The organism is Ferrimonas balearica (assembly GCF_019802085.1).
Classification (GTDB): domain Bacteria; phylum Pseudomonadota; class Gammaproteobacteria; order Enterobacterales; family Shewanellaceae; genus Ferrimonas; species Ferrimonas balearica_B.
This window is the reverse complement of sequence record NZ_JAHVHV010000001.1, coordinates 21,817-38,747: the sequence shown is the minus strand read 5'-3', so window position 1 is coordinate 38,747 and position 16,931 is coordinate 21,817. Positions and strand designations below refer to the sequence as shown.

Below are 16,931 nucleotides of genomic sequence, written 5' to 3'. Positions count from 1 at the left end.
CATGAAAAAACCGGGCCTGGGCCCGGTTTTTATCGGTGCGCCGTCGGGCGCGGTCAGAACTGGTAGTTCATGCTGAGGTTGAAGTAGCGGCCCGGCTGGGTGAAGTTGCTCTCCGGGGCCCCCATGTTCTCCATCAGGTACTTGGACTGGCCGGCGACGTCGGCGTACTCGATGTACTCCTTGTCGAACAGGTTGAACACCCCGGTCCGCAGGCGCCACTGCTGGGTCAGCTCCAGGCTCATGGTCATGTCCACCACCGCGTAGCCGGCGGTCTGGTACACCTCGTTGTACTCGTCGCCGCCGACGCACAGATCCGGCATGCCGGGGATGCTGCTCTCGTAACAGGTCTCGGACAGCAGCTCCATGTTGTCGACGCGATCCATGTTGGCGGCCATCCGCACCACGCCACCGAAGGTGGTGGGCACGCCGCCCAGGGTGGCGTAGGCGTTCACCCCGACGGTGCTCTTCAGCGGGCTGACGGTATTGAGGAAGTCGCCGTTGTGATCCTTGCCGTAGGTGTAGGTGATGTTGCCCCACAGCTCGATGTCGTCGGTCAACCAGTGGCTGACCTGGCCTTCGAAGCCGTAGATCTCCACCCGGTCGCGGTTGACGTACTCGTACTGCAGCGCCACCACGGGATCCATCTTGCCCGGCTCACAGCGCTCGAAGCCGTAGCCCGGCAGGTAGCCCGGGTTGCACAGGGGCGCGCCGGTGAACTGCCAGTCGATGTAGTCCTTGGCCTGGGTGTAGAAACCGGTCAGCTCATAGCTGGTGCGGTTGTGGTTGCCGCGCACGCCCACCTCGATGGTGTGAGACTCCTCGGACTCCAGGTCGTAGTTGGGCAGCACCTCCACGGGGAAGGGCATGCGGCCATCCTGGATCTCCAGCTCACCCCACTTCTGATCCGGGGTGGGCATCTTGTAGCCGTAGGCGTACTGGGTGTAGACGCTGACCGCATCGGTCAGGTGGTACACCATCCCCAGCTTGGGCGACCAGAAGCTTTCGCTCATCTGCTGGAAGTCCTCGGGATCGCGCCCGGCGTCCTCGGCCATCTGCGCGTCCGGGGTGTTGCGGTAGTAGTCGTAGCGCAGGCCGGCGATCAGGTTCAGCTTGCCGTCGAGCAGGCTGATGTCGTCCTGGATAAAGGCGCCCACCCGCAGGCTGTCGGTATCGGCGAAGGCAAACTGGTCCTCGCCCACCCAGCCGCCGCTCTCACCGGGGGTGTAGTAGGTGCGGTGGCGGGTCATGGTGGAGGACTCGACGTCCAGGCCGAAGGTCAGCTGGTGGCCGTAGCTGTCGCCGCCGATGTACTTGCCAAAGGTGCTGGCCAGACCGATGCGGGACTCCTCGAAGTTGTAATCGCGGAACTCGGTCATCCCCTGGCGCTGATCGTCGGCCACGGCGAAGTAGTCGCGGTGTTCGTTCTGATCGGTGAAGCCGTAGTACATCACCACGTCCAGGTTGTCGTGCAGCAAGGTGGCCTTGTCGGAGCGCAGGCGCAGGGAGCCGTTGAACACCTGGGTGCCACGGTCGAGATCCCGGTCCTCGTTGCGCTCGCCGTCGTACTCCCGCTGTTCCCAGCGGTCCAGCTGCTGCTCCAGGTAGTCCAGGGTCAGCTGAACATTGGTGTGATCGTTGAGCAGGTACTTGCTCTTGAACAGCACGCTGTTGTTGACCAGATCGCTGTCCGGCAGGGTGCCGTCGTAGTTCTGCTGCTCTTCGCCGTTGCGGTGCTGAACCGTCAGCAGGTTCTCGAAGTTGCCGTAGGCGGCGGCGCCGGTGAAGCCGGCGGTCCATTCGTTGTTCATGCCGGTGTAGCCGGCGTTGGCGGAGAAGTAGGTGGACTCACCCAGCAGGTAGTCGGTGGCGTCCTTGGTGTTCATCACCACCACGCCCCCCAGGGCGTCGGAGCCGTACATGGTGGAGGCGGCCGCCTTGACCACTTCCACCTGCTTGAGGGTCTCCACCTCGGTCAGGCCCCGGCCGGTGCCCTCGGCCCCCGGGCCCAGCGGCGAGGCGTACTGGTTGTTCACCCGCACCCCGTCCTTGACCATCATCACCCGGTTGCCGCCGATCCCCCGGATGGTCACCGAGGTGGGCTTACCGGCGCCCCCCTTGACGTCCACCGCGGACTCGTTGCGGAACAGCGAGGCGAAATCGGTGCTCATGTTGCGGGCGATGCTCTCTTCGTCGATCACCACCACGGAGCCGGCCACCTGGTCCAGGCTCTGCTCCAGACGGGAGCCGGAGACCACCATCACCTCTTGGGCCTGGCGGTGGGAGGGGGCCTCATCGTGCTCGGCCAGGGCGGGCAGAGCGAGGGCGGACAACACGGCGGCGCTGACCGTGCTCAAAGGGCGGGTTTTCATTGTGTACGTCACCTAACCTGGGTGAGATCGCCTAGTGCAAACGATTCTCATTATCATGAATTTTGACCGTCGCCAGTGTAGCAACCAGGCTGGTGAAAAAATTTGCTAAGCCTCTCGTTTTACACAACAAAATGATGCGTCTTTGGGGGGGATTGTTAGCCAGGTAAACGACCGGATCCAAAAGGGGGCGAATGAGAATGCCTCTCGATCAAGCCGCCAACCCTTTGGCAACAGGCCATGGCCGCCCCGCAATGCCCCGCCCACAAAGGTGCAGCATTTAAAACCGCAGGAGAATCTTTCTCTTCCTTGCCCCCAGGGCAGCACCGGTGACAATTCTGAGGTACAATCAGGCCCCTGATTTTTTACTCAAGCTAACCTGCAAATGGCTCAGTTTATCTACTCCATGCTGCGCGTGGGCAAAGTGGTTCCGCCCAAGCGCCACATCCTCAAAGACATCTCCCTCTCCTTCTTCCCCGGCGCCAAGATCGGCGTTCTGGGTCTCAACGGCGCCGGTAAATCCACCCTGCTGCGGATCATGGCCGGGGTCGACACCGAGTTCGAAGGGGAAGCCCGCCCTCAGCCCGGCACCAAGGTGGGTTACCTGCCCCAGGAGCCCCAGTTGGACCTGGACAAGACCGTCCGTGAGGTGGTCGAGCAAGCGGTGTCCGACGTGAAGAACGCCCTGACCCGCCTGGACGAGGTGTACGCCGCCTACGCCGATGAGAACGCCGACTTCGATGCCCTGGCCAAAGAGCAGGGGGAGCTGGAGAACATCATCGCCGCCAAGGACGGGCACAACCTGGACAACGCCCTGGAGCGGGCCGCCGACGCCATGCGTCTGCCGTCCTGGGACGCCAAAGTGGGCCACCTGTCCGGGGGCGAACGCCGCCGGGTGGCGCTGTGCCGTCTGCTGCTGGAAAAGCCGGACATGCTGCTGCTGGACGAGCCCACCAACCACCTGGACGCCGAGTCCGTGGCCTGGCTGGAGCGCTTCTTGGTGGAATACCCCGGCACCGTGGTGGCCATCACCCACGACCGTTACTTCCTGGACAACGCCGCCGGCTGGATCTTGGAGCTGGACCGCGGTGAGGGGATCCCCTGGGAGGGCAACTACTCCTCCTGGCTGGAGCAGAAAGAAGCCCGCCTGGAGCAGGAAGCGGCCCAGGAGAAGGCGCGCATGAAGTCCATCCAGAAAGAGCTGGAGTGGGTGCGTCAGAACCCCAAAGGGCGCCAGGCCAAGTCCAAGGCCCGGATGGCCCGCTTCGAAGAGCTCAACAGCTCCGACTACCAGAAGCGCAACGAGACCAACGAGCTGTTCATCCCGCCGGGGCCGCGCCTGGGGGACAAGGTGCTGGAGGTGCAGAACCTGACCAAGTCCTACGACGGCCGTGTGCTGATCGATGATCTCTCCTTCAGCATTCCCAAGGGCGCCATCGTCGGCATCATCGGCCCCAACGGCGCCGGTAAGTCCACCCTGTTCCGCATGATGAGCGGCCAGGAAGGACCGGACTCCGGGGAGATCATCCTGGGTGACACCGTCCAGCTGGCCTCCGTGGACCAGTTCCGCGACAGCATGGACGACAGCAAGACCGTGTTCCAGGAGGTCTCGGGCGGCCAGGACATCCTCAAGATCGGCAACTTCGAGATCCCTGCCCGGGCCTACGTCAGCCGCTTCAACTTCAAGGGCACCGATCAGCAGAAGCGGGTCGGCGAGCTGTCCGGGGGTGAGCGCGGCCGTCTGCACCTGGCCAAGCTGCTGCAGGCCGGCGGCAACCTGCTGCTGCTGGACGAACCGACCAACGACCTGGACGTGGAAACCCTGCGGGCCCTGGAAAACGCCCTGCTGGAGTTCCCCGGCTGCGCCATGGTGATCTCCCACGACCGCTGGTTCCTGGACCGGGTGGCCACCCACATCCTCGACTACCGCGACGAGGGCAAGGTGAACTTCTTCGAGGGCAACTTTAACGAGTACGCCGACTGGATGAAGAAGGAGCAGGGGATCGACATCACCGAGCCTCACCGCCTCAAGTACAAGCGCATCGACTGAGTCGAGGCGACAAAAAAAAAGCCGGGCATGCGCCCGGCTTTTTTTTATGGGGAGGCCAACTCAGGGCTCAAGGGGGCGACGGGAGAACAGCTCGCCGTCGCATTGTGGGCACTTGGGCAGGGTGTCCGGGTGATAGAATTCCATGGCGTGGCCACAGTTGTCGCACACCAGCTCGCCGAGGCCCACCACCTCACCGGCCTGGAAGGTGCCGTGGTGGCGCAGCTCGGTATTGAGTTCATGCCACTCCATCTGGCTGCGATCGGTGATCTCCACCAGCCAGCTCCAGATGCTGTTCTCCAGCCCCAGGGTAAAGACGCTGTCCGGCTCTGGCGCTTCGCCGCTCTCCAGTTGGCGGGCGTACTCCGCCAGGTCCCGGCGCAGGAACTGCTCCACCAGGTCCATCTGCTCCGACGTTAGCTCCGAGCCCATGGCCATGTAGGTCCGGCTGTCCTTGAGCACTTGGGCCAGCTGGCCCAGGGTCAGGTCCGGGTCATTGCGGTAGCGCCGCTCCAGCTCTTTGAGCAGTTGCTCGTACTTGTGGATCAATTGGCTTTTTTCCATCCCCATCGCGTCCTCCGAAACCGGGTGATGCCGACGCTGCCGAGGCGGGATTCAGGCCCTTGTTGCCACGGAAGCTCCTGCGTTATTCTATGCAGATCTTTATGGGTCATTCCTGGCCCGAAATCAAAATTCAATCTTGGACTCCCGACGTGTCGATGCAAGAGCAATACAATCCCGCGCAAATCGAGCCCCAGGTGCAACAGCACTGGGATGATCAACAGACCTTCGTTGCCAAAGAGGATCCCAGCAAGGAGAAGTTCTACTGCCTCTCCATGTTCCCCTACCCCAGTGGCCGCCTGCACATGGGCCACGTGCGCAACTACACCATCGGGGATGTGATCAGCCGCTTCCAGCGTCTGCAGGGCAAAAACGTATTGCAGCCCATCGGCTGGGACGCCTTCGGTCTGCCGGCGGAAAACGCCGCCATCAAGAACAAGACCGCGCCGGGCCCCTGGACCTACGAGAACATCGAATACATGAAGGGCCAGCTGAAGATGCTGGGCTTCGGCTACGACTGGAGCCGGGAGCTGGCCACCTGCAAGCCGGACTACTACCGCTGGGAGCAGTGGTTCTTCACCGAGCTGTACAACAAGGGCCTCATCTACAAGAAGACCAGCTCCGTCAACTGGTGTGAGAACGACCAGACCGTGCTGGCCAACGAGCAGGTGGTGGACGGCTGCTGCTGGCGCTGCGACACCCCGGTGGTGCAAAAAGAGATCCCCCAGTGGTTCGTCAAGATCACCGACTACGCCGATCAGCTGCTAGCGGACATGGACCAGCTCGAGGGCTGGCCCGAGATGGTCAAGACCATGCAGCGCAACTGGATCGGTCGCTCCGAAGGGGTGGAGATGACCTTCGACGTGGACGGCCTGGATGAGGCGTTCACCATCTACACCACCCGCCCCGACACCGTGATGGGGGTGACCTACGTCGGCATCGCCGCCGGTCACCCGCTGGCCACCCGCGCCGCCGAGGGCAACCCGGAGCTGGCCGCCTTTATCGACGAGTGCAAGAACACCAAGGTCGCCGAGGCCGAGCTGGCCACCATGGAGAAGAAGGGGATGGCCACCGGCCTGTACGCCCTCCACCCGCTCTCCGGCAAGCGCGTGCCCATCTGGGTCGCCAACTTCGTGCTGATGGATTACGGCACCGGTGCCGTGATGGCGGTGCCCGGCCACGATCAGCGCGACTACGAGTTCGCCACCAAGTACGGCCTGGCCATCGAAGGGGTGATCAAGCCGGCGGACGCCGAGCTGGACCTGTCCGAGCAGGCCTACACCGACAAGGGGATCCTCTTTAACTCCGGCGAGTTCGACGGCCTGGACTTCGATGGTGCCCTGAACGCCATCGCCGACAAGCTGGGTGCACTGGGCAAGGGCCACAAGACCACCAACTTCCGTCTGCGCGACTGGGGCGTGTCCCGTCAGCGCTACTGGGGTGCCCCCATCCCCATGGCCACCCTGGAGAACGGCGAGACCGTGACCGTGCCCGCCGAGGATCTGCCGGTGATCCTGCCGGAAGACGTGGTGATGGACGGCGTCACCAGCCCCATCAAAGCCGACAAGGCCTGGGCCGAGACCACCATCAATGGTCAGAAGGCCACCCGGGAGACCGACACCTTCGACACCTTTATGGAGTCCTCCTGGTACTACGCCCGCTACACCAGCGTTGGCACCGACGACGGGATGCTGGATCCGGCCAAGGCCAACTACTGGCTGCCGGTGGACCAGTACATCGGCGGCATCGAGCACGCCAACATGCACCTGCTCTACTTCCGCTTCTTCCACAAGCTGCTGCGGGACGCCGGCCTGGTGGACTCCGACGAGCCGGCCAAGCGCCTGCTGTGTCAGGGCATGGTGCTCTGTGACGCCTTCTACTACGTGGGCGACAACGGTCAGCGGGTCTGGGTCTCCCCCACCGAGGTGACCCTGGAGCGCGACGGCAAGGGGGCCATCACCCAGGCCACCGACGCCGAGGGTCGCGAGCTGGTGCACTCCGGCATGACCAAGATGTCCAAGTCCAAGAACAACGGCATCGATCCCCAGGAGATGGTGGAGAAGTACGGTGCCGACACCGTGCGCCTGTTCATGATGTTCGCCGCCCCACCGGAGCTGACCCTGGAGTGGCAGGAGTCCGGTGTAGAGGGGGCCCAGCGCTTCTTGAAGCGGCTGTGGAAACTGGCCCACGAGCACATTGGTCAGGGCCCCGCCCCGGCCCTGGATGTGGCCAGCCTGAGCAACGAGCAAAAAGCCCTGCGCCGCGCCCTGCACCAGACCATCGCCAAGGTGACCGACGACTACGGCCGCCGCCAGACCTTCAACACCGCCATCGCCGCAGTGATGGAGCTGATGAACAAGCTGACCAAGGCACCGCAGCAGAGCGACAACGATCGCGCCCTGCTGCAGGAAGCCCTGGACGCTCTGGTGGTGCTGCTCTACCCCATCATCCCCCACACCAGCTTCGCCCTGTACCAGGCGCTGGGTCACCAGGGCAACGTCGACGACGCCCAGTGGCCGGTGGCTGATAAGGACGCCATGGTGGAGGACGAGAAACTGGTGGTGGTGCAGGTCAACGGCAAGGTGCGGGCCCGCATCACCGTGGCCGCCAGCGCCAGCCAGGATGAGGTTCAGGCCCTGGGCCTGGCGGACAGCAACGTGAAGAACTTCACCGACGGCAAGACCATCCGCAAGGTGATCTACGTGCCCGGCAAGCTGCTCAACATCGTTGCCAACTGAGACTGATTGAACGGCACCCTTCGGGGTGCCTTTTACCATAAGGAGCCGAAGGTGATCCGACGCCTTCTCACCATCTTTACCGCCCTGGCCCTGCTGACCACCGCCGGCTGCGGCTTCCGCTTGCAGAGCAACTACCAGTTCCCCGACGAGTTGGCCCAGGTGCGCCTGGACAGCTCCGACGATCAGGGCGAGCTGCACCGCCTGGTCAAGGAGCGGCTGCGCCTGTCCAACATCGAGGTGGTGGCCGATGACGCCGCCCCGCGCCTGTGGCTGGGCGACGACCGCCTGGAGCGCTCCACGCTCTCCCTGTTCCCCTCCGGCCAGGTGGCCGAATACGAGCTCATCTACTCGGTGCGCTTCTCCGTCACCGTGGCGGAACAGGCCCCGCAGAATTTCGACATCGAGATCCGCCGGGACTACCTGGACGATCCCCGTACCGCCCTGGCGAAGAACCGCGAGCTGGAGCTGCTGCTCGGTGAGATGCGGGCCCAGGCCGCGGATCGCATTCTGCGCGCCCTTTCCGCCACCAAGGTCGACACGGACGCCCAGCCCTGATGCGCATCTTCCCCAGCCAACTCAACCAGCACCTGGGAAAACTGCCCCAGATCCTGATGGTGTTCGGTGACGATGTGCTGATCCGGGAGGAGTGCCGCGACGCTCTGCGCCAGGCCTGTTTTGCCCAGGGCGCCCAGGAGCGCCTCTCCTTGGTGCAGGAGTCCCCCTTCAAGTGGGATGAGTTGCGCCAGGAGTGTCAGGCCCTCTCCCTGTTCGCCTCCGTCCGGGTAATCGAGCTGGAGCTGCCCAGCCTCAAGCCCGGCACCGAGGGGGCCGCCACCCTGACCGAGCTGGCCGCCGAGCTGTCCCAGCAGCGGGATCTCTGGCTGCTGCTGCACGGCCCCAAGGCCGGACGGGAGCAGACCAATACCAAATGGTTTAAATCCCTGGAGAAACAGGGCCTCTATGTGCAGGCGCTGACGCCGGAAGGGCCCCACTACCAGCGCTGGGTTGCCGAGCGGGCCCGGCGTCATCAACTGGCCCTGGCCCCAGACGCCCAGCACTACCTGGCGAGCCTGTTCGAGGGCAACCTGCTGGCGGCGGATCAGGCGATGGCTCAGCTGGCGTTGATCGCGGACGGTCAGCGCCTCAGCCAGGAGGCGCTGGAGCGCCTGCTAGAGGACCAGTCCCGCTACAGCGTATTTCAGCTCAGTGATGAGTTGCTGGCCGGGCGGCTGGATCCGGCGCTCAAAATTCTGGCCCAGCTGCGCCAGGAGGGCACCGCCCCCACCCTGGTGGCCTGGGCCATCAACCGGGAACTGGCGCTGCTGGCCCAGCTGGCCTTTGGCGTCAACCGGGGAGAGGCCCTGCCGGCGCTGATGAAGCAGGCCAAGATCTGGGAGAAGAGGCAGCGCTTCTACCAGGGCTGCTTCAATCGGATGGGCCCGGTGCGGATCGCCACGGCCCTGGCGGCGGCCGGCCAGGTGGAGGCCCAGCTCAAGGGCGAGGCCCAGGACGAGGCCAGCCAATGGCTGGCCCTGGCGGATCTCTGCGCCCGCTTTGACCCGGCCTACCAGGGCCTGGAGGCGCTATGAGCCCGGCCATCGGCCTCTTTGGCGGCACCTTCGATCCCATCCACAACGGCCACCTGCGCAGCGCCTTCGAGGTGCACCACGCCCTGGGGCTGTCCCACACCTACCTGCTGCCCAACGCCATCCCGCCCCACAAGACGGGCCCGGCCATCGCGACCGAACACCGCCTGGCCATGGTGGAGCTGGCGGTGGCCCCCTATCCGGAGTTGTCGGTGGACCCGCGTGAGCTGGCCCGGCCGGCCCCCTCCTACACGGTGGACACCCTGGAGGCCCTGCGCGCCGAACACCCGGACACCCCCTTGTGTTTCATCATCGGCATGGACTCCCTGCTCAACCTGCCCCGTTGGCACCTCCCACAGCGGATCCTGGAGCTGGCGCACCTGGTGGTGTGCCACCGCCCGGGTTACCGGCTGGCCAGCGACGCCCCGGTGCAATCCTGGCTGTCCCGGTATCGCTGCGAAGACCCGGCGCAGCTGCACCGGCAACCCGCGGGCCTCATCCACTGCCTCGAGGCCACCCAGCTGGACATCGCCTCCACGGCACTGAGGGCGCAGATGCGCCAGGGGATCGCCCCCCATTTTTTACTCCCACCGCAAGTGGTCGCTTATATTGAACGCCATGGACTCTACGGGGTCAGTCATGGTGGCACAGGCGCGAAGCCGGTATAATACGCCGCTTTGCCGAATGTCAGACGAGGATATCCGAGTGCAAGCTGTTGAGCTGAAAGATTTTGCTGTAGATAAACTGGACGACCTCAAGGGCCGCGACATCGTGGTGCTCGACGTCTCCGACCGCTCCGACGTCACCGACTACATGGTGGTCTGCACCGGCACCTCCAAAACCCACGTCCGCTCCCTGGCTGAAAATCTGGTCAGCGAAGCCAAGGACGCCGGCCTGCAGCCGCTGGGGATCGAGGGCAAGGAGAGCGGTGAGTGGGTATTGGTGGATCTCTCCGCGGTCATCGTGCACGTGATGCAGGAGCAGACCCGCGACCACTACCAGCTGGAAAAGCTCTGGTCGGCGCACCCGGGCCAGTAAATGAAGCTGAAGCTGATCGCCGTGGGCACCAAGATGCCCGACTGGGTGACCAAGGGGTTCACCGAGTATCAGCGCCGCTTTCCCCGGGATCTGCCGCTGGAGCTGGTGGAGATCCCGGCGGGCAAGCGGGGCAAGAACGCCGACATCGACCGCATCCTCGACAAGGAGGGGGAGGCGATGCTGGCGGCGGCCAAGGGGTGTCATGTCGTGACCCTGGACATCCCCGGCAAGCCCTGGGACACCCCGACCCTGGCCAAGCAGCTGACCCGCTGGCAACTGGACGGCCGGGACGTGGCCATCCTGATTGGCGGCCCCGAGGGGCTGGCCCCCGCCTGCAAGCAGGCGGCCGAACAGAGCTGGTCGCTCTCCAACCTGACCCTGCCCCACCCCCTGGTGCGTGTGGTCATGGCGGAGAGCCTGTACCGGGCCTGGAGCATCAATAACAACCATCCATATCACCGCGAATGAGACGAGTTCGGCAACGGGTTGCCTTTAGGGATCACGCCGCAGAGTCGGCACTGTTCAAGCGGCGGGCGATCGTCTGCTTCGCTTTTGTTGTGCTGATGGTCGGCGTCCTGCTGACCAACCTCTACTACATCCAGATCGTCGATCACCAGGCCTACCAGACCCGCTCCAACGATAACCGGATCCGTCTGATCCCGGTGGCCCCCAACCGGGGCCTCATCTACGACCGCAACGGCATCCTGCTGGCGGACAACCAGCCGGTGTTCACCCTCGAAGCGGTGCCGGAGCGGGTGGCCGACATGGAGGCCAGCCTCAGCGGCCTGGCCCAACTGCTGGAACTGACCGACGAGCAGCTGGAGACCTTCCGGGAGCGCCTGCAGGGCCATCGCCGCTTCAAGCCCCTGGCCCTGGTCAACCAGCTGACCGAAGCCCAGGTGGCCCAGTTCAGCGTTAACCAGCACCGCTTCCCCGGTTTCACCGTCGAGGCGGGCCTCAAGCGCCACTACCCCCACGGCGGCAGCCTGACCCACCTGCTGGGCTACGTGGCCCGCATCAACAGCCAGGACCAGGCCCGACTGGAAGCCGACGGCGAAGGGGCGCGCTACGCCGCCACCCGCAGCATCGGCAAGCAGGGGATCGAACGCTTCTACGAAGCGGCCCTGCACGGCCAGCCCGGCATGCTGGAGGTGGAGGTCAACAACCGCGGCCGCATTGTGCGCACCCTGACCGCCCAGCCCACGGAGGCGGGCCAGGATCTGCACCTGACATTGGATCTGCCCCTGCAGAAGATGGCCGAGCGCCTGCTCGATGGCCGGCGGGGGGCCGTGGTGGCGATGGACCCGAGGGACGGCGGGGTGCTGGCCATGGTCTCCAGCCCCAGCTACGACCCCAACGCCTTCGTCACCGGGATCTCCGGCAAGCAGTACAGTGAGCTGCTCAACGACGGCAACCGCCCGCTCATCAACCGCGCCACCCAGGGCCAGTACGCCCCGGCCTCGACGGTCAAGCCCCACCTGGCGCTGCTGGGTCTGGAGCTGGGCCACGTCACCGAGAAGACCAAGATCTGGGATCCGGGCTGGTGGCAGATCCCCGGGGTGGACCGCCGCTACCGGGACTGGAAGCGCTGGGGCCACGGCTGGGTGGATCTGGACAAGGCGATCGCCGCCTCCTGTGACACCTACTTCTACGATCTGGCCTACAAGACCGGCATCAACGAGATCAGCCAGTTCATGTTCCAGTTCGGCTTCGGTGAGCGCACCGGCATCGACCTGATGGAGGAGTCTGCCGGCAACATGCCCACCCGGGACTGGAAGCGGATCCGCTACAAGGAGCCCTGGTACATCGGCGACACCATCTCCGTGGGGATCGGCCAGGGCTACTGGACCGCCACTCCGCTGCAGCTGGCGCTCTCCACCACCATCCTGGCCAACGACGGCGCCCGCCACATCCCCCACCTGCTAGCGGCCACCGAGTCCGACGGGGTACGCACCGAAGAACCCATCATCGACCGGCCACCCATCGAGCTGGAACGGCCGAGCGCCTGGCGCTCCATCCAGCGCTCCATGTACCTGACCGCCCACAACCCCATGGGCAGCGGGTATCGTCAGTTCAACGACGCCAGCTACAAGTCGGCGGTAAAAACCGGTACCGGCCAGGTGTTCGGCCTCGCCGAGGACGCCGAGTACGACGAGGACAACGTGGCGGAGCACCTTCGGGATAACGCCCTCTTTGTCGGTTACGCCCCCTACGACGATCCCCAGATCGTCATCGCCATCGTGCTGGAAAACGCCGGCTGGGGTGGCGCCAATGCCGGCCCGGTGGCCCGTGCCCTGTTTGATTTCTACCTGGATCCCGATGCCCTGGATCCGGAACTGCTGGAGGCGGACTGATGGGCAAGACCCCCGGAAGCAAACCCAACCTGTGGCTGCGCCTGCACCTGGACCTGCCCCTGCTGACCGCATTGCTGGTGCTGATGGGTTACGGCCTGATGGTGCTCTACAGCGCCAGCGGCGAGAGCATGGCCACCCTGGACCGCCAGGTGATCCGCATCGGCCTGGGGCTGGGGGTGATGTTCGTGCTGGCCCAGATCAACCCGGAGATCTACCGCCGCTGGGCCCTGCCCATCTTCCTGTTCGGGATCGGCCTGCTGATCCTGGTGGATCTGTTCGGCGAGGTGAACAAGGGCGCCCAGCGCTGGCTCAACCTGGGCTTTATGGAGTTCCAGCCGTCGGAGCTGATGAAGCTGGCCTTCCCCATCACCATGGCCTGGTACATCAGCCGCTACCCCCTGCCGCCGAAAAAACGCTACCTGGCCGGCGGCGCCCTGTTGCTGCTCATCCCCACACTGCTGATCGCCGCTCAGCCGGATCTGGGCACCTCCATTCTGGTGGCCTCCTCCGGGGTGTTCGTGCTGTTTCTCTCCGGCATGAGCTGGGCCGTGGTGGGGGCCTGCGTGGCCGCGGTGCTGGCCTTCCTGCCGGTGCTCTGGTTCTTCCTGATGAAGGACTACCAGCGCACCCGGGTGCTCACCCTGCTGGACCCGGAGAAAGACCCCCTGGGGGCCGGCTACCACATCATCCAGTCCAAGATCGCCATCGGCAGCGGCGGCTTCGAGGGCAAAGGCTGGCTGCAGGGCACCCAGTCCCAGCTCGACTTCCTTCCCGAGCGTCACACCGACTTCATCTTCGCGGTGCTGGGGGAGGAGTTCGGGTACCTGGGGATCGCCCTTTTGCTGCTCATCTACCTGTTTATCATCGGCCGTGGCCTGGTGATCGCCAGCCGCGCCCAGACCGCCTTCGGGCGCCTGCTGGCCGGCTCCATCACCCTCACCTTCTTCGTCTACGTGTTCGTGAATATCGGTATGGTTTCCGGCCTGTTACCCGTGGTGGGGGTCCCCTTGCCGCTGGTTTCATACGGCGGCACATCCATGCTGACATTGATGGCAGGATTTGGCATCCTGATGGCCATTCATACCCACCGGCGCTTTATCGCCCAGTAAGTAAGTGGTAACCCATGACAGGACGCTCCCTTCTCGCTGCCGCCCTGATTTGCGGCAGCCTGTTCGCGCACGCGGACCCCAAGGCCGAATTCATCGACCATTGGCAACAACAGGGGCTGTCCCAGGCCTACATTGAACAGGCCCTCGACCAAGCCACCTTCAACCAGGGGATCCTGGACGCCATCCAGAAACCCTGGGAAGCCAAACCCTGGTACCAGTACTACCCCCTGTTTCTCACCGAGGAGCGCCTGGACGCCGGTCTGGCGTTCTGGCAAGAGCATCGCGCCACCCTGGAGCGGGCCGAGCAGGAGCTTGGCGTCGAGCCGGAGATCGTCGTGGCCATCATCGGGGTGGAGACCTACTACGGCCGCCACCTGGGTCGCCACGCGGTACTGGACGCCCTCTACACCCTGGGCTTCTACTACCCGCCGCGCCAGACCTTTTTCCGCAAGGAACTGGGCCACTACCTGCAGCTGGCCGAAGAGCAGGGCTGGTCGCTGACCGAGATCAAGGGCTCCTACGCCGGCGCCATGGGGCTGGGCCAGTTTATCCCCTCCTCCTACCAGGCCTACGCCGTGGACTTCGACGGGGACGGCAAACGGGACCTGCTCACCAACCCCACTGACGCCATCGGCAGCGTGGCCAACTACTTCGCCAAGCACCGCTGGCAGCACGGCGCCATCGCCGCGGAGCCGGTTACCGTGGCCGCCGATGCACCGATCAAACCGGTGCTGTGGGACGGCAGACCCTTGAAGCACGATGCCGCGGCGTTGAGCGCCCAAGGGGTGGCCGTGCCCCAGGGCCGCGATGGCAAGCTCAGTCTGCTGCAGCTGGAGGTGGCCGAAGGCCAGTGGGGCCACTTCCTGGCCCACCCCAACTTCTACACCATCACCCGCTACAACCGCAGTCCGCTGTACGCCATGGCGGTATGGGAGTTCAGCCAGCAGCTCAAGCAGGCCATGGCCGATGGTTAAGGCCCGCATCCTGGTGCCTCTGCTGAGCGTCGCCCTATTGGCCGCCTGCAGCAGCCCCACGCCTTCGGGCCGCTACCAGATGAGCCAGGACCAGGCCCCGGCCAATGCGCCGGATCTCAGCCAGCTGGAGCCACCGGTGCCCCGCTATGAGCCGAAAAGCCGGGGCGGCAACCGCGACTACGTGGTTTGGGGTCAGGCCTACGAGGTACTGCCCAGCGCCGAGGGCTACGTCGAGGAGGGGATCGCTTCCTGGTACGGCGCCAAGTTTCACGGCCACCTGACCTCCAACGGCGATACCTACGACATGTTCACTTTCTCCGCCGCCCACAAAAGCCTGCCGCTGCCCACCTACGCCAAGGTGACCAACCTGGCCAACGGTAAAAGCCTGGTGGTGCGGGTCAATGATCGGGGCCCCTTCCACCCGGAGCGGGTGATCGATCTCTCCTACGCCGCCGCCTGGCACCTAGGGGTGCTGGCCGCCGGCACCGCGCCGGTGCGGGTGGAGGCCTACCATTTCGCCGGGCCCGACAGCCCGGTGCCGCCCCTGGTGGGCCCGCCCCGGCTGTTTATCCAGCTGGTGGCCAGTGGCGACGCCGAGGCCCTACAGCCCATGAAAACCCGGCTTGAGGAGGAGTGGGCGGTCGCGGCGCGGATCCAGCAAGCCGGCGATCTGCACAAGCTGCAGCTGGGCCCGTTCGAGGATGCGGAACAGGCCCAAACCCTGCTTGAGCAACTGCGCCAGGGGGCCTATCCCCAAGCGTTTAAAGTGCTGGAGCCCCACGAGCTGTGAAACTTTTGCCGTGGGCCCGTGGTCTGTTGATATAATGTGTCGCTATGGATGGCTAACCGCCTCAATCCCGCAGATAAATTCAAATAAAGCGTATTCACCTGACATGACTTTTGTAAAACGCACTCTGGCCAGCGCCGCCACGCTGCTGTTCAGCGCCACCGTGGCCGCCGCCCCCTCCGTGATCCCCAACGCGCCCACCGTGGCCGCCGAGTCCTACGTCCTGATGGACTTCAAGACCGGACAGATCTTGGCGGAGAACAACTCCTACGATCCGCGCCGCCCAGCCAGTCTGACCAAGATGATGACCTCCTACGTCCTCGGTCAGGAGCTCAGCAAGGGCAACGTGTCCGAAGAGGACATGGTGAAGATCTCCAACAACGCCTGGGCCAAGAACTTCCCCGGTTCGTCGGTGATGTGGATTGAAGTGGGCAAAGAGGTCAACCTGATGGACCTCTACCGCGGCATGGTGGTCCAGTCCGGCAACGACGCCTGCGTCGCCATCGCCGAGCACGTGGCGGGCACCGAAAGCGCCTACACCGATCTGATGAACGCCTGGGCCGGACAGTTGGGGATGGCGGACAGCCACTTCGCCAATGCCCATGGCCTGGACGCCGACGACCAGGTGACCACCGCCTACGACATGGCCCTGCTGGGTCGCGCCATCATCCGTGACATCCCCGAGTACTACTCCCTCTACTCCGAGCGGGAGTTCACCTTCAACGGCATCCGTCAGCACAACCGCAACGGCCTGCTGTGGGATCGCAGCCTCAATGTGGACGGCATGAAGACCGGCCACACCGCCGGCGCCGGCTACAACCTGGTGAGCTCCGGCACCAAGGGCGACATGCGTCTTATCGCCGTGGTAATGGGCGCCAAGAGCCCCCAATCCCGCGAGGCGGAGAGCAAGAAGCTGCTCAACTACGGTTTCCGCTTCTTCGAGACCGTGACCCCCTACAGTGCCGGTGAGGAGTTCACCAGCCAGCAGATCTGGTACGGCGACAAGTCCGAGGTGCGCCTGGGCGTGCTGCAGGACACCCCGGTGACCATCTACCGTGGCCAGTCGGGCAACCTCAAAGCCAACTTCGAACTGAGCCAGGAGCTCAAGGCGCCCCTGACCCGGGGTGACGAAGTGGGCACCCTCTACTTCCAGCTCGACGGCGAGGACATCGCCAAGTTCCCGCTGGTGGTGCTGGAGGACGTCAACGAGGGCAGCTGGTTCTCCAAGCTCATCGACTACTTCAAGCTGCTGTTCCTCTCCCTCTTCTAAGGACGGAACCGGTGCGAACGGGGTGGCCAGGGCCACCCCGTTTTTATTGGCCCCCTTGAATTTTGATACAATGAGCCCCATTAACAGCGGTCTCATATCGC

At 64.6% G+C, this 16,931-nt stretch carries 14 protein-coding genes; 12 read left to right on the top strand and 2 right to left on the bottom strand.

Features of this window, described 5'->3' with window-relative positions; genetic code table 11:
- Positions 1 to 53 precede the first annotated feature (53 nt).
- Positions 54 to 2,369, bottom strand: coding sequence for a TonB-dependent hemoglobin/transferrin/lactoferrin family receptor (locus KUV81_RS00185; RefSeq protein WP_222541829.1), 2,316 nt, complete (start codon positions 2,367 to 2,369; stop codon positions 54 to 56).
- Between the two features lie 382 nt (positions 2,370 to 2,751).
- Between KUV81_RS00185 and ettA the strand changes: the two genes are divergently transcribed.
- On the top strand, positions 2,752 to 4,416 hold the full coding sequence (gene ettA, locus KUV81_RS00180) for an energy-dependent translational throttle protein EttA (RefSeq protein ID WP_222541828.1): 1,665 nt from the start codon (positions 2,752 to 2,754) through the stop codon (positions 4,414 to 4,416).
- 60 nt (positions 4,417 to 4,476) lie between these two features.
- Here the strand turns inward: ettA and KUV81_RS00175 are convergent, their stop codons facing one another.
- Positions 4,477 to 4,977 carry a zinc ribbon-containing protein gene (locus KUV81_RS00175; protein ID WP_222541827.1) on the bottom strand — a complete coding sequence of 167 codons (501 nt, stop codon included), beginning with the start codon at positions 4,975 to 4,977 and terminating at the stop codon, positions 4,477 to 4,479.
- Between the two features lie 155 nt (positions 4,978 to 5,132).
- Between KUV81_RS00175 and leuS the strand changes: the two genes are divergently transcribed.
- The 11 genes from leuS (at position 5,133) to KUV81_RS00120 (ending at position 16,830) form a co-directional block, all read left to right on the top strand.
- Positions 5,133 to 7,712, top strand: a complete 2,580-nt coding sequence (gene leuS, locus KUV81_RS00170) for a leucine--tRNA ligase (RefSeq protein WP_222541826.1) — start codon at positions 5,133 to 5,135, stop codon at positions 7,710 to 7,712.
- Positions 7,713 to 7,763: 51 nt separating this feature from the next.
- Positions 7,764 to 8,267 carry an LPS assembly lipoprotein LptE gene (gene lptE / locus KUV81_RS00165; RefSeq protein WP_222541825.1) on the top strand — a complete coding sequence of 168 codons (504 nt, stop codon included), beginning with the start codon at positions 7,764 to 7,766 and terminating at the stop codon, positions 8,265 to 8,267.
- Complete coding sequence (holA, locus tag KUV81_RS00160; RefSeq protein WP_222541824.1) at positions 8,267 to 9,301, top strand: DNA polymerase III subunit delta; 1,035 nt, start codon at positions 8,267 to 8,269, stop codon at positions 9,299 to 9,301. Before lptE ends, holA begins: the two co-directional genes overlap by 1 nt.
- Positions 9,298 to 9,966 carry a nicotinate-nucleotide adenylyltransferase gene (gene nadD, locus KUV81_RS00155; RefSeq protein ID WP_222541823.1) on the top strand — a complete coding sequence of 223 codons (669 nt, stop codon included), beginning with the start codon at positions 9,298 to 9,300 and terminating at the stop codon, positions 9,964 to 9,966. The genes holA and nadD overlap by 4 nt, the downstream gene beginning before the upstream one ends.
- 37 nt (positions 9,967 to 10,003) lie before the next feature.
- Positions 10,004 to 10,336 (top strand): ribosome silencing factor, encoded by a 333-nt coding sequence (gene rsfS, locus KUV81_RS00150; RefSeq protein ID WP_222541822.1) that lies wholly within the window; start codon positions 10,004 to 10,006, stop codon positions 10,334 to 10,336.
- On the top strand, positions 10,337 to 10,804 hold the full coding sequence (rlmH, locus tag KUV81_RS00145; RefSeq protein WP_222541821.1) for a 23S rRNA (pseudouridine(1915)-N(3))-methyltransferase RlmH: 468 nt from the start codon (positions 10,337 to 10,339) through the stop codon (positions 10,802 to 10,804).
- Entirely contained in the window at positions 10,801 to 12,690 is a 1,890-nt protein-coding gene (mrdA, locus tag KUV81_RS00140) for a penicillin-binding protein 2 (RefSeq protein WP_222541820.1), read from the top strand. The genes rlmH and mrdA overlap by 4 nt, the downstream gene beginning before the upstream one ends.
- Complete coding sequence (rodA, locus tag KUV81_RS00135; RefSeq protein ID WP_222541819.1) at positions 12,690 to 13,799, top strand: rod shape-determining protein RodA; 1,110 nt, start codon at positions 12,690 to 12,692, stop codon at positions 13,797 to 13,799. The genes mrdA and rodA overlap by 1 nt, the downstream gene beginning before the upstream one ends.
- Before the next feature lie 14 nt (positions 13,800 to 13,813).
- The gene (gene mltB / locus KUV81_RS00130) at positions 13,814 to 14,773 is read left to right on the top strand and encodes a lytic murein transglycosylase B (protein ID WP_222541818.1); all 960 of its coding nucleotides are present in this window, start codon (positions 13,814 to 13,816) and stop codon (positions 14,771 to 14,773) included.
- On the top strand, positions 14,766 to 15,563 hold the full coding sequence (locus KUV81_RS00125) for a septal ring lytic transglycosylase RlpA family protein (protein WP_222541817.1): 798 nt from the start codon (positions 14,766 to 14,768) through the stop codon (positions 15,561 to 15,563). The genes mltB and KUV81_RS00125 overlap by 8 nt, the downstream gene beginning before the upstream one ends.
- Before the next feature lie 103 nt (positions 15,564 to 15,666).
- Positions 15,667 to 16,830: a serine hydrolase gene (locus tag KUV81_RS00120; RefSeq protein WP_222541816.1), complete on the top strand. Its 1,164-nt coding sequence runs from the start codon at positions 15,667 to 15,669 to the stop codon at positions 16,828 to 16,830.
- Positions 16,831 to 16,931: the final 101 nt, after the last annotated feature.

What these genes read in the sequence shown, in the direction of transcription:
- KUV81_RS00185 (WP_222541829.1), bottom strand. Translation starts at nt 2,369, where the DNA reads ATGAAAACCCGCCCTTTGAGCACGGTCAGCGCCGCCGTGTTGTCCGCC.
- ettA (WP_222541828.1), top strand. Translation starts at nt 2,752, where the DNA reads ATGGCTCAGTTTATCTACTCCATGCTGCGCGTGGGCAAAGTGGTTCCG.
- KUV81_RS00175 (WP_222541827.1), bottom strand. Translation starts at nt 4,977, where the DNA reads ATGGAAAAAAGCCAATTGATCCACAAGTACGAGCAACTGCTCAAAGAG.
- leuS (WP_222541826.1), top strand. Translation starts at nt 5,133, where the DNA reads ATGCAAGAGCAATACAATCCCGCGCAAATCGAGCCCCAGGTGCAACAG.
- holA (WP_222541824.1), top strand. Translation starts at nt 8,267, where the DNA reads ATGCGCATCTTCCCCAGCCAACTCAACCAGCACCTGGGAAAACTGCCC.
- nadD (WP_222541823.1), top strand. Translation starts at nt 9,298, where the DNA reads ATGAGCCCGGCCATCGGCCTCTTTGGCGGCACCTTCGATCCCATCCAC.
- rlmH (WP_222541821.1), top strand. Translation starts at nt 10,337, where the DNA reads ATGAAGCTGAAGCTGATCGCCGTGGGCACCAAGATGCCCGACTGGGTG.
- mrdA (WP_222541820.1), top strand. Translation starts at nt 10,801, where the DNA reads ATGAGACGAGTTCGGCAACGGGTTGCCTTTAGGGATCACGCCGCAGAG.
- rodA (WP_222541819.1), top strand. Translation starts at nt 12,690, where the DNA reads ATGGGCAAGACCCCCGGAAGCAAACCCAACCTGTGGCTGCGCCTGCAC.
- mltB (WP_222541818.1), top strand. Translation starts at nt 13,814, where the DNA reads ATGACAGGACGCTCCCTTCTCGCTGCCGCCCTGATTTGCGGCAGCCTG.
- KUV81_RS00125 (WP_222541817.1), top strand. Translation starts at nt 14,766, where the DNA reads ATGGTTAAGGCCCGCATCCTGGTGCCTCTGCTGAGCGTCGCCCTATTG.
- KUV81_RS00120 (WP_222541816.1), top strand. Translation starts at nt 15,667, where the DNA reads ATGACTTTTGTAAAACGCACTCTGGCCAGCGCCGCCACGCTGCTGTTC.